The 13,275-nt window shown below is 43.2% G+C and carries 10 protein-coding genes; 8 read left to right on the plus strand and 2 right to left on the minus strand.

All coding sequences use genetic code 11. The annotated features are described in order from the left end of the window. Positions 1 to 10 precede the first annotated feature (10 nt). A complete protein-coding gene (locus tag ACHCNF_RS11310) occupies positions 11 to 1,096 on the minus strand; it encodes a TFIIB-type zinc ribbon-containing protein (protein WP_408069894.1) in 1,086 nt (361 codons plus the stop codon). A gap of 46 nt (positions 1,097 to 1,142) precedes the next feature. Next, positions 1,143 to 2,351, minus strand: coding sequence for an SPFH domain-containing protein (locus ACHCNF_RS11315; protein ID WP_408069895.1), 1,209 nt, complete (start codon positions 2,349 to 2,351; stop codon positions 1,143 to 1,145). Positions 2,352 to 2,654: 303 nt separating this feature from the next. Between ACHCNF_RS11315 and ACHCNF_RS11320 the strand changes: the two genes are divergently transcribed. From ACHCNF_RS11320 to whiA, 8 genes are all read left to right on the plus strand, one after another. Continuing rightward, a complete protein-coding gene (locus tag ACHCNF_RS11320) occupies positions 2,655 to 4,205 on the plus strand; it encodes an ASKHA domain-containing protein (protein ID WP_408069896.1) in 1,551 nt (516 codons plus the stop codon). Positions 4,206 to 4,314: 109 nt separating this feature from the next. Further along, entirely contained in the window at positions 4,315 to 6,603 is a 2,289-nt protein-coding gene (gene ftsH / locus ACHCNF_RS11325; protein WP_408069897.1) for an ATP-dependent zinc metalloprotease FtsH, read from the plus strand. A gap of 51 nt (positions 6,604 to 6,654) precedes the next feature. Continuing rightward, a complete protein-coding gene (uvrC, locus tag ACHCNF_RS11330; RefSeq protein WP_408069898.1) occupies positions 6,655 to 8,532 on the plus strand; it encodes an excinuclease ABC subunit UvrC in 1,878 nt (625 codons plus the stop codon). Positions 8,533 to 8,580: 48 nt separating this feature from the next. Next, positions 8,581 to 9,519, plus strand: a complete 939-nt coding sequence (hprK, locus tag ACHCNF_RS11335; RefSeq protein ID WP_408069899.1) for an HPr(Ser) kinase/phosphatase — start codon at positions 8,581 to 8,583, stop codon at positions 9,517 to 9,519. Positions 9,520 to 9,551: 32 nt separating this feature from the next. Next, positions 9,552 to 10,526, plus strand: coding sequence for an ROK family glucokinase (locus tag ACHCNF_RS11340; RefSeq protein ID WP_408069900.1), 975 nt, complete (start codon positions 9,552 to 9,554; stop codon positions 10,524 to 10,526). Beyond that, positions 10,523 to 11,455 carry a UDP-N-acetylmuramate dehydrogenase gene (gene murB, locus ACHCNF_RS11345; protein WP_408069901.1) on the plus strand — a complete coding sequence of 311 codons (933 nt, stop codon included), beginning with the start codon at positions 10,523 to 10,525 and terminating at the stop codon, positions 11,453 to 11,455. Before ACHCNF_RS11340 ends, murB begins: the two co-directional genes overlap by 4 nt. Further along, positions 11,452 to 12,315, plus strand: coding sequence for an RNase adapter RapZ (gene rapZ, locus ACHCNF_RS11350; protein WP_408069902.1), 864 nt, complete (start codon positions 11,452 to 11,454; stop codon positions 12,313 to 12,315). Before murB ends, rapZ begins: the two co-directional genes overlap by 4 nt. A gap of 5 nt (positions 12,316 to 12,320) precedes the next feature. Then, a complete protein-coding gene (whiA, locus tag ACHCNF_RS11355; RefSeq protein ID WP_408069903.1) occupies positions 12,321 to 13,265 on the plus strand; it encodes a DNA-binding protein WhiA in 945 nt (314 codons plus the stop codon). Positions 13,266 to 13,275: the final 10 nt, after the last annotated feature.

Below are 13,275 nucleotides of genomic sequence, written 5' to 3' on the forward strand. Positions count from 1 at the left end.
ATCCTTTTCACTAATTGTTGATTATGAGTAAGCATATAAAAATGCTCAGAAGCGTGAAACCAATCGTGGAAAGAAGGTACAGGATTGTGGCCTTCTTTTTACTTACAGGCAGGTTTCCGACAAATTTGCCGCTCTGACCGTTCATGGCAAACAGATAATTTTTGCCGTTCCAGCTTGTATTTAGAAGCCAGACAGGGTAGAGGGCATATTTGTGTCTAAGGTTCCTGACATTTTGCTGCTTGGAAGTGATGTTCACAGTTGAATAGCCGTCTACGGTATTTCTGATGTCTGTTTCAACTGTGTTTTTCATACGTTCAACAATATGTGCTTTGGTGTCTTCGGCCTTGATGTCATATCTGTTAGCTAAAAAGCCCGCGAGATATCCGCCATTAAAAGGGACGGCTTCGCTAAAATTAAAGGGCTCAATGGACTCCATCAAGTCATCAGGCATTTCTTTGGATGCATCATGAGGGACATTTGCAAAACTCTCAGAGCCGCTTCTTTCTACGCCGTAGTGACTTGTCTCTGTGTAGTTATAGTCACTGTCACTCCAGGTTCTGACCTTTGTAGCAGAAAAGCTATAGTCTCCATCTACAGTGGCATCATACAGCCAATAAGGAATGTATATGCCCCGGATCTTATCAATATGGTTTTCTGCATAGAAAACACTGGGTAAAAGGAGCTTGCCTTTAACATATCCGGCATAAGCGTTCATTGCGTCCTGTTTATTCTTTTTGAAAGGAATAACATAGTCGGGACGCAGATCACCGGAGAATTTTTCCTTGACGACTACATTGTTGCTGCAGAAGGGACAGGTTAATGAGCCTTCATTTTCGGAAGCAACAATTTCGCCGCCGCAGGACTGACAGGAATAAACCACCATTCCTTCAGTTTCACCGGGCTGCCACTCATTTCCCTCCTGCATCCACTCATTGCTGTCAGCTTTTGCGTCCTTATCCTGTTCCTCCTTGCGGGGAGCAACATAGTCGCTGACTTTAATCTTGGTATCGCAATAAGGACATGCAAGAAGCTGACTTTTTGCATCGAAGTTCATTATCCCGCCACAGGCGGGACATTCGTATTCAGTTAATCCCATAAATCAATTTCCTATCGTAATATTTCCTGACCGGACAAAAGCTGTCTTACTGTCTGGGCTTTCCGCAGTTAGAGCAGAACTTTCCGCTATTTACGGTTCCGCAGGAACAGGTCCAATCTGCACTTGGTCTGGGTTGTCCGCAATTGGAGCAGAAATTGCCATTGTTTACAGTTCCGCAGGAGCATGTCCAGCTGCCCTGGCTCTGAGGCTGCATCTGAGCGGGCTGAGGAGCTGCCTGAGCCTGCTGTTGACCCATAGCGAAGAGATTAGCAGCATTAGCGCCACCTGCCTGCTGAGCCATATTCATACCTGCAAATGCCATCATAGGACCGGTGCTGGTATTCTTGGCAGCATCCTGCATAGCCTGAGCCTGAGCACCTACGAGTGCGCCTGCAGCCATGTTGGGATTGGAATATACAGCGTTCTTCTGAAGCTCCTTTATCATCTTCTCATCTTCTTCGGAAGCATTTACAGAGTTGATACCAAAGGTTGAAATCCTGATTCCGTAAGTATTGCCCCACTTGGAAGAGAGCACTTCGTTGAGTGCATCAGCAATCTCGGTTGTATGTCCGGGAAGAGCACTGTAACGTACACCGGCTTCGGAAATCTTTGCAAAAGCGGGCTGAAGTGCTGTGAGGAGCTCACTCTTAAGCTGTGACTCGATGTTATCTCTTCTGTATTCTCCCTGGAAGTTGCCGCAAAGGTTTGTATAGAAAAGAATAGGATCCACAATCTTGTAGCTGTATTCGCCGTGGCAACGGATTGAAATGTCCACATCAAGACCGATGTTTCTGTCAACTACACGGAAGGGAACAGGGTTAGCGGTACCATATTTATTACCGATAATATCCTTTGTGTTTATGAAGTAAACGCGCTGATCATTACCTGTATCTCCGCCAAAACCGATTCGTTTACCGATCTTCTTAAAGGTTTCCTTGATATTATCTGAAAGGTCACCATAGAAGAGAGAAGGCTCTGTGCTGATATCGTAAACAAATTCACCGGGCTCTGCGCAGATTTCAGTTACCTTGCCCTGATCTACTATAAGCATGCACTGTCCGTCAGCAACAGCAATTATGGAGCCGTTTGAAATAATATTGTCGTTTCCTTTTGTATTTGAGCTGCCTTTCCCGGTACGCTTTGAAGCCTTAACTGCAAGTGTATCTGCAGGAAGTGCATCACAATAGAAATAGTCCCTCCAGGAATCAGCAAGAACGCTAGATGCAGCACCAATTCCAGCTTTTAAAATACCCATACTAATATATCCTCCTTAATAAATTATTTAACGCTAATTTTTTGATAGTTAACGTTAAAAGTTCTGTGTTGTCTGACCAATTTCAGACGCTGAAAAAATTATACCACAATAATTGCCGTGGCAAAGTAAAATATGCACAAATACTAACGATTCTGCAACTTTTTGCAAAAATTCAAACATATTTTGCGGCTGCTGACAGGTTAGATGGATTTGTTTTGGCTAAACAACATGTATTTATGCGCTTCCGCACGGTATAGGGTATAATGAAAAGGATATAATATTGAGTTAACGGGTACTCTATAAATGAAAAAATGCAGATTGAACTATTGTAATCGTGAATACGAGATAAATGCAGGAACGCTGTTGTCTGAATTTATTCTGAAAAATGGAATAAATTCAGAGATGCCCTGTGGGGGAACGGGACTTTGTGGGAAATGCAGAGTGAAATTTTTATACGGAGCCACAAGGATAACAGCAGCTGATAGAAAGCATCTGACTGAAAAAGAGCTTGAGGAAGGTGTCAGATTGGCTTGCAGAGCGATTATTACTGAAGATGCGGGCTTTATAATGCTTTCCGGAAAAAAAGAAGAAGGCATATTGTTTTCCGGAATTGAAGAAAAAGAGGTTCCGTCAGGTGAAGCTGATGTTGCACTGGACATTGGAACGACTACCATTGCTGCAGCCTTTTTGCAAAAAGGTAAGGATGGCAAAAACGATGTCGTATTAAAAAGAACGATAATGAACCATCAGCGTATGCTTGGAGCTGATGTGATAAGCAGAATTCAGGCTGCAAATTCAGGGAAGGGAGAAGAATTAAGAAGATTTGTATCCGATGATATAAAAAGACTGACAGAGGGATTTTTGGTAAAACGGCTGATCATAGCTGGAAACACTACGATGCTGCATATTCTGACGGGGGATTCCTGTGAAGGGCTGGGAAGAGCACCGTATACGCCCAAAAGACTATCATATCCGGATTACAGTCTGCGGGATTTATTAATAGAAGAGCTGGTCAGTAATACTAAATGTGAGATCTTTTCAGGGATATCAGCCTTTGTTGGAGCTGACATAGTATCAGGCATGTATTCGCTTTCCTTTGACAGTATTCCGGAGGGGAAAAGATATATGCTCATTGATCTTGGAACAAATGGGGAGATGGCACTTGCAGATTCTACGAGGATAAGCGTATGTTCTACGGCAGCAGGACCGGTGTTTGAAGGCGGAGGAATATCATGTGGAATGCCCGGGGTTAAAGGGGCAATCGAACACATAACGCTTAACAAGAGAGATATAATCCGGGAGCTTAGCGTTATCGGAGATGATGAGCCTGTGGGAATCTGCGGAAGCGGAGTGCTTGAGCTTGTGTCGGAGCTTAAAAGAGTAGATTTGATCGATGATACCGGGCTTCTTAAAGACCAATTTTTTGATAAGGGCGTGCCTTTATATAGTAGAAATGAGAGCGGCGGTTCAGAGAAAGATATATTTTTTACACAGGATGATATAAGGGCTGTGCAGCTTGCAAAGGCAGCTATACGAAGCGGAATAGATACTCTTTTGAAATCACATGGATGCGGTCCCGGGGACATAGATGAAGTATATCTGGCAGGAGGCTTCAGCGAGCACCTCGACATGGAAAAAGTGAAGTACTTAAGCATCGTTCCAAAGGAATTTATAGATAAAGGGATTTGCAGGTGTGTAGGAAATACATCCCTAAAGGGCTGTGAAATGGCATTAAGTGACTGTGATTACAGGGAAAAAATGAACAGCATCCTAAAGAAGTCTACGGAAGTTAAACTTGCTGAAACGGATATGTTTGGAGAAGCCTTTTTAAAGGCGATGAATTTTGAGGAGTAAAAGTTTATAAAAAATTTATATTTTACACAATGTTTTTTGCCAAAGTGTGATTGATTTATGATTTTGTTATACTTATAATAGAACGATAATATAATTTACGAGGTAAGCAATGGATAACAATTATACAAACAACAATGGAACCGGAGGAGATAACAGTCCTAAAAAACAGAATGTATTGCTTCTGGTTGTAGCTGCACTTATTGCAGTGCTTTTCATGACTTACATCATGAGGGCGGTTACTTCAACCAGTAACAAAGAAGTGACATATTCTGAATTCATCCAGATGATAGATGACAAAAAAGTTGAAAGCGTAGTCATTGAGGATGACAGGATAAATATCATTCCGAAGGTGAGCTCAGATGAGCTAAAGTACAATCCTTTTTATGGCTCTACCATGGTTATGACATATTATACAGGTAAAGCTGAGGATGATTCCACACTGACAAAAAGACTCCTTGATGCAGGCATTCCTGTGAGTAGTGAAGTGCCGGATTCTTCAAGTGCTATCATATCTTTTGCTGTATACTATGTACTTCCTATAGCATTGATGTGGCTGATCCTGTCCTTTGTGTTCAGACGTATGTCTAAGGGGGGAGGACCGCTCGGAATAGGAAAGAACAATGCAAAGGTATATATGCAGCGTGAGACCGGAGTCACATTTAAGGATGTGGCAGGTGAAGATGAAGCGAAGGAATCACTGGTTGAGGTAGTAGATTTCCTTCATAATCCCGGACGATACGTGAAGATAGGTGCTAAGCTTCCGAAGGGAGCGCTTCTTGTAGGGCCTCCCGGAACAGGTAAAACTCTTCTTGCTAAAGCAGTTGCAGGAGAGGCACATGTTCCCTTCTATTCACTTGCAGGTTCTGATTTTATTGAACTTTACGTCGGTGTCGGTGCAAGCCGTGTGCGTGAGCTTTTTGCTGAGGCCAGCAAAAATGCACCATGCATCATCTTTATTGATGAGATTGATGCCATCGGCAGAAGCCGTGACAGCAAGTATGGCGGCGGTAATGAAGAGCGTGAACAGACATTGAACCAGCTCCTTTCTGAGATGGATGGTTTTGATTCTTCTAAGGGAGTACTTGTTCTTGGTGCTACAAACAGACCCGAGATACTTGATAAAGCGCTTCTCAGGCCCGGACGTTTCGACAGACGAATAATAGTTGATAAGCCTGATCTTAAAGGTCGTGAGGAGATACTGAGAGTACATTCCAAGGATGTTAAGATGGATGAAACCGTTGATCTTAAGGGAATAGCTCTTGCTACAAGCGGTGCAGTAGGTTCAGACCTTGCCAATATGATAAATGAGGCTGCTATCAATGCTGTTAAGGCACATAGAGAGTATGTATGCCAGCAGGATCTTATGGAAGCCGTTGAGCAGGTTCTTGTCGGTAAGGAAAAGAAGGATAGAATCCTTAGCAAAGAGGAGAGAAAGATCGTCTCCTATCACGAGGTTGGACATGCCCTCATAAGTGCTGTTCAGAAGAACACGGAGCCCGTTCAGAAGATTACAATTGTGCCGAGAACAATGGGTGCACTTGGTTATGTAATGCAGGTTCCTGAGGATGAGAAATATCTTGAGACCAAGGATGAGATAATAGACGACATAATCGTATCTCTTGGTGGACGTGCAGCTGAGGAGGTTATTTTCAACACGGTTACAACCGGCGCTGAGAATGATATTGAGAAAGCTACCTCTATGGCTCGCAGCATGATCACTATGTTTGGTATGAGCGAGAAATTCGGACTCATGCAGCTTGAATCCATTCAGAACAGATATCTTGACGGAAACAGAGTGCTGAATTGCAGCCCTCAGACAGAATTCCTTGTGGATGAAGAGGTTAAACAGCTTCTTGCTGATTGTTATGAAAAAGCTAAACAGATCATCTGTGATCACATAGACACCATGGATAAGATCGCTCAGTTCCTTATTGAGAAGGAAACAATCACCGGTAAGGAATTTATGAAGATTTACCGCGAGGTTGAGAACATTCCTGAGCCTACTGAGGAAGAGCTTGAAGCTGCAAAGCACGGAAGAATCTATGCAACTCGTCCTGAGTCAGCCGCCGTGGGAGAAAATGTTCCGATCAAGGAAAAGAAAAAGCCTGAGGAACCGGCTCCGGTTCAGCAGAACCCTGCTTATGAGCAGCAGAATATGCAGCAGGGAGGAACGTATGGTCAGCCTATGGGAATGAGCAATACACCTCAGAATGACCCATACAGTTATAAACCGCAGAGCTATTCGGGATCGATTTTTGATGCTGAAGTAAAAGATTCATACGGACAGCCGGCAACTCCTGCAGATAATTCGAATGCTCAGAACGATGGTGCAGACCAGGAAAATCAGGGCGGTGGCCGTTTTTCACATGTACCGGACAATTTTGATAACAACAACTAAAACAATAATTAAGGCTGTCGCATAGCGGCAGCCTTTCTGCTAATATTTATTATGGAAGAAAAATTCAACATTCAGGAAGAATTAAAAAAATTACCCAAGAATCCCGGCGTATATATCATGCGTGATGAAAATGATACCATTATGTACGTTGGAAAAGCTATAAATCTGCACAACAGAGTAAGGTCTTATTTTCGCAAGATAGTCGGAAGGGGGCCGCAGATTGACCGCATGGTCAGTCAGATTGCGAGATTTGAGTATATAGTAACTGATTCGGAGCTGGAAGCCCTGGTACTTGAAAACAACCTTATAAAGGAAAACAGTCCCCGATACAACACCATGCTCAAGGATGATAAGACCTATCCCTATATCAAAGTTACGGTATCGGAAGAATTCCCGAGAATTCTCTTTTCCCGACTTATGAAAAAAGACAAGTCAAAGTATTACGGACCTTTCACCAGTGCGGCGGCTGTCAAGGATACTATAGAGCTGATAAATAAGATTTATGGCCTTAGAACCTGCAACAGAGTGCTTCCAAGGGATATAGGAGTTGACAGGCCATGCCTGAACTATCACATGAACAGATGCTCAGCACCTTGTGACGGTAAGATATCCAGGGAGGAATATGCTGAGAGAATTCAGGGGGCATTGGATTTTCTTGAGGGAAATTACAGCCCAATAATAAAAGATCTCAGTGAGAAAATGGAAGCGGCTTCTGAAGAGCTGAATTTTGAAAGAGCTGCGACATATAGGGATCTGCTTTCAAGTGTGAGGCAGGTAGCCCAGAAGCAGAAAATGACAGATGCGGCGATGGAGGACAAGGATATCCTGGCAATTGCTTCAGATGAAAACGATGCAGTGGTGCAGGTATTTTTTGTCCGGGATGGAAGACTTATAGGCCGCGAACATTTTTACATGACACATGTATCTGAGAATCCACAGAGCGAGATACTGCTGAATTTTGTTAAACAGTTCTACGCAGGAACGCCCTTTATACCAAGAGAGCTGATGCTCCCGGAGGCAATAGAGGACATGGATATAATAGAGAAGTGGCTTACTCAGAGAAAGGGAAGCCGCGTTTATTTAAAGGTTCCCGAGAGAGGCCAGAAGGAAAAACTGATGGAGCTTGCAGCTCAGAATGCAGAGCTCGTTCTCAGTAAGGATAAGGAGAGACTTAAGAGAGAAGAAGGCAGGACTATCGGAGCTGTTAAGGAGATTGAAAAACTCCTTGGAATCAGCGGCTTGTCCAGGATGGAAGCTTTTGATATCTCCAATATCAGTGGATTTGCCAATGTTGGATCCATGGTGGTGTACGAAAAGGGCAAGCCCAAAAGGAGTGATTACAGAAAATTCAGGATAAAATCTGTTACCGGTCCCGATGACTATGCCTGCATGAAGGAAGTGCTTACAAGAAGGCTTATGCATGGACTTGAAGAGAGGCATGAGCTTGAGGTAAGGGAAATAGATGCCAGGTATGGAAGCTTTACAAAGTTTCCTGATCTGATACTGATGGATGGCGGAAGAGGCCAGGTAAATATTTGTCTGCAGGTGCTTGAGGAGCTTGGGATTAATATTCCGGTATGCGGAATGGTTAAGGATGACAACCACAGAACCAGAGGCCTTTATTTTAATAATGTCGAAATCCCGATAGATAAGCGCTCTGAGGGATTCAAGCTTATAACCAGAATTCAGGATGAGGCGCACAGATTCGCGATTGAATATCACAGATCCTTAAGAAGTAAGGCTCAGGTTAAGAGCTCTCTTGATGAAATACCGGGAATCGGACCTGCCAGAAGAAAAGCTCTTATGCGGCATTTTAAATCCATAGAAGAGATAAGGACGGCAGATGTGGAAACTCTTAAAAAGGTTCCTGAAATTCCGGAGAATCAGGCAATGCAAATATATGAATTCTTTCACCCGTCTGAATTGTAAAAGCCCAGCGGTTATGCTAAACTGTGGTAAGTTATAGGGAGGTGTCTAATGTCAACGGTAAAGCTTAAAACTGTAATAAAAAAGATGGAACTGGAAAACCTCACTCCTGAACTTGACGTTTCCAGAATCCGTATTCATCAGCCCGACATAAACAGACCTGCGTTGCAGCTGGCGGGCTATTTTGAACACTTTGAGGCTACAAGGCTTCAGGTAATTGGATTCGTAGAATATACCTACATGGAGTCTATTCCTGCTGAGGATAAGGAACGAGTTTATCGCGAGTTTCTCTCCTTTGATATTCCCTGTGTAGTATTTTGCAGAAACCTGATTCCGGATCCGCTTTTTGTTCGAATCGCTATTGAAGAAAAGGTTCCGATCATGGTTACAAAGAAGCCTACATCATCATTTATGGCAGAGATAATTCGATGGTTGAATGTTGAACTTGCTCCGTGTATTTCAATTCATGGTGTACTGGTTGATGTCTACGGTGTCGGAGTTCTTATTACAGGTGAAAGTGGAATTGGTAAGTCAGAGGCAGCACTTGAGCTTATCAAGAGAGGACACAGACTTGTTTCTGACGATGTAGTAGAGATCAGAAAGGTAAGTGATGTAACACTTATCGGTTCTGCTCCTGATATCACAAGACATTTTATTGAGCTTCGCGGTATTGGCATTGTGGATGTTAAGACACTTTTCGGTGTATCAAGCGTTCGTGACACTCAGAACATTGATCTTGTAATAAAGCTTGAAGAGTGGGACAAGGATAAGGAATATGACAGACTTGGTCTGGAAGAGGAGTACACAGAATACCTCGGCAACAAGATTGTCTGCCACAGAATTCCGATTCGTCCCGGCAGGAACCTGGCTATAATCTGCGAGTCAGCTGCTGTAAACCACAGACAGAAGATGATGGGTTACAATGCTGCCCAGGAGCTTTATAACAGAGTACAGAATTCACTGGCTAAGGGTCACGATGACGACGACTAAAATAAAAAAATAAGGTAGAGGTATTTTTGACAATGGATAATCAGAATACGGCAATTTACGAGAACTATGTATTCGGCGTAGATATCGGCGGAACAACAGTAAAAATCGGACTTCTTGATATGGATGGCCATAAGATAGAAGTATGGGAGATACCCACAAGAACAGAAGATGAAGGTAAAAATATTCTTCCTGATATTGCTGAGGCAATAAGAAAGAAGATGGAAGAGAGAGGAATAAAGGACTCTCAGGTTGTTGGCGTAGGAGCAGGTGCTCCCGGACCTTTTGCTGATGATGGAACTATTTTTAAGGCTGTTAACCTTGGATGGAGCGAGTTCAATATGAAAAATGAGCTTCATGATCTGGTTAAGATTCCCGTTAAGTGCGGTAATGACGCAAATGTTGCAGCACTTGGCGAATATTGGATGGGAGGAGGCCAGGGCTATAAGGATATGCTCATGGTTACTCTCGGAACCGGCGTTGGCGGTGGAATAATCCACAAGGGCAAGATTTTTAACGGTGCTAACGGTGCAGGCGGTGAGATCGGTCACATTCATATCAATGATGATGAGACACTTACCTGTGGCTGTGGTAATAAGGGATGCCTTGAGCAGTATGCAAGTGCTACAGGCGCTAATCTTCTTATGAAGAGAGTTCTTGAGGCGAGTGATGAGGAATGTGTTCTTCGTGGAAAGGACTATACATGCAGAGATATATTTGATGCAGCTAAGAAGGGTGATAAGCTCGCAAATGAGGCTATTACACAGTACGGTGAATACCTTGGAAAAGGCCTTGCTATGATAGCTTCCACCATTAACCCTGAGATTATCGTATTTGGTGGTGGAGTATCCAAGGCAGGAGATATTCTCTTTGATCTTGTTCGTCCTTCATTTGAGAAATATGTATTCCCCGGAGCTAAGAGAACAAAATTTGCTCTTGCAAAGCTCGGTAATGATGCCGGCATTTTCGGCGCTGCAAAACTTGTTTTGGATTCGGTTTCAGAGAAATGAGATTAGACTTATATGATAAACTGGCCGAAATAGTATCGGCAGAAAACATCATAAAGAATGAAGAAATGAGCAGGCACACCACGTTTCGCGTCGGTGGGCCTGCCGATTATTTTGTAAAGATTGACAGCAAATCCCGCCTTTGCCGGGTAATCGGTCTTTTTAATGAGGAAGGACTTACCATGCAGGATAATTATTATGTGCTTGGTAATGGGAGTAATCTTCTTGTGGCCGACAGCGGGTATCAGGGCATTATTATCTCGCTTTGCGGAGAATTTGCGGAGTGCAGATTAGAGAACTCCAATGTTATAAGTGCAGGGGCAGCATGTTTAAATGTGGCCGTAGCTAATCTGGCACGGGATAATGCTCTTAAGGGATTTGAATTTGCTCATGGCATTCCGGGCTCCATAGGAGGCGCCTTGGTGATGAATGCAGGAGCCTATGGCGGAGAGATGAAACAGGTTGTCAGTACGGTATATGCCATAGACGAGAATGGACATGAGGCAGTTCTGGACAGAGAAGACCTTGAATTTGGTTACAGAACCAGTGTGTTTAAAAAGAAAAAATATGTTATTACAGGGTGCCTTATTGAACTTGAAAGCGGTAATAGAGACGAGATACAAAATCTGATGGATGAGCTTAAGGAAAAGAGAGTCTCCAAGCAGCCGCTGGAATATCCCAGTGCAGGTTCCACTTTTAAGAGACCTGAAGGTTATTTTGCGGGAAAACTTATAGAAGATGCCGGGCTGCGCGGATATTCCGTAGGAGGAGCACAGGTTTCGGAAAAACACTGCGGTTTTGTGATAAACAAAGGCGGTGCCAGTGCTGATGACATTTTCAGACTTATAAATGATGTTAAGAAAAAAGTAATTGAAACATCCGGTGTTGAATTATCACCGGAGGTAATACTTCTGGGGGATTTTAAGGCATGAGAATTGTTATAGTGACGGGAATGAGCGGCGGAGGAAAGTCCACTGCAATTCATATGCTTGAGGACGCAGGTTTTTATTGTGTAGATAATCTGCCCCCAAGGTTATTTGAAAAATTTATTGAACTTATTACTCTTCCTGACAGTGAGATATCCAAGGTTGCACTTGGACTCGATGTCAGATCGGGACAAAGTTTTGAGGATGTACCAAAAGTAATAGATGAGCTCCGGAAGAGAGGACTCCCTGTGGAGGTGCTTTTCCTCGAGTGCTCAGATTCTGTGCTTGTAAAAAGATATAAAGAGACAAGAAGGAGACATCCGCTTTCACCTGAAGGAAGGATAGAAGACGGCATTCGCAAGGAGCGCGAGCAGCTTGTGAAAATCCGTAGGCAGGCGGATTATATTATCGATACATCTCAGCTTCTCACAAGAGAATTCAAGGCAGAGATGGACAGGATTTTCGTTGCCAATGAGAAACATAATAATCTGATGGTGACAGTCTTATCCTTTGGATTTAAGTATGGCATTCCATCGGATGCAGACCTGGTATTTGATGTAAGATTTTTGCCAAATCCTTTTTATATTGATGAACTCAAGCACTTAACGGGAAATGACAAACCGATTCAGGACTATGTTAAAAGCTTCCCCGAGTGTGATAAGTTCCTGGACAAGTTAAAGGATATGCTGGAATTTCTAATGCCCGGATATATAAACGAGGGTAAGTACCAGCTTGTTGTGGCTATAGGTTGTACCGGCGGACAACACAGGTCGGTTACAATAGCTAATGAGATTTACGAAAGATTAAAAGAAGCTGATAATTTCGGGGTGAAAATTTATCACAGAGATTTGAAGCATGCAAGGTGATATAGATGTCATTTTCAAGTGATGTGAAAAATGAACTTGCAAAGCAGATAGCCTCCTCAAGGCATTGCAGACTTTCGGAACTGGCGGCTCTGGTTCTTGGATGCGGAGCAGTCGGCAAGTCTGAAGATGGCGTGTATACAGTGTTTTTACAGGCTGATGCGGAGGCTCAGGGTAGAAAGTTCTTTACAATACTAAAAAAAGCATTTAATATAGAGGCTAGCGTGCTTGATAAAATGCCGCTTATGCACCTGGGAGGAAAGGTTTACGTGCCTGTTCTCCGGGGAGAAGAAGAGATTTCTTCTATATTAAAATCTATTCATATAGTTGATGACGATGGAAATATCAGGACTGCCGACGATGGTGTGAGCCATAGGATAACCAGACAGGCCTGCTGCAAAAGGGCATTTTTGAGAGATACATTTTTATGTATTGGCTCAGTTAGCGATCCGAGTAAATCATATCATTTGGAATTCGTCTGTACTTCGCAGAAGTTTGCTGATGATCTGAGGGAGATGATTGAGAGCTTTGACATAGAGGCGCGTATTGTAATGCGTAAGAAATACTATGTCGTATATATTAAGGAGAGCACAGCTATAGTTGATCTTCTTAATGTAATGGAAGCTCCTGTGAGTCTTATGAATATGGAGAATGAGCGCATTGTAAAAGAGATGCGTAATTCCATAAACAGAAGGGTCAATTGTGAGACAGCCAATATCACAAAAACAGTCAATGCAGCATCGAGACAGACCACGGACATATTGTATTTGCGAGATCACTACGGATTTGAGAATCTTCCGAAGGGACTTGAGGATATGGCCAGGGTCAGGCTGCAATATCCGGATGCAACATTGTTAGAGCTTGGAAAATATCTGGATCCACCGGTTGGAAAGTCAGGTGTTAATCACAGGCTAAGAAAGCTCAGCGAACTCGCGGATAGGTTGCGAGGATGAGTGACACTGC

The organism is Butyrivibrio sp. NATIVEDY162 (genome assembly GCF_045999815.1).
Taxonomy (GTDB): domain Bacteria; phylum Bacillota; class Clostridia; order Lachnospirales; family Lachnospiraceae; genus Butyrivibrio.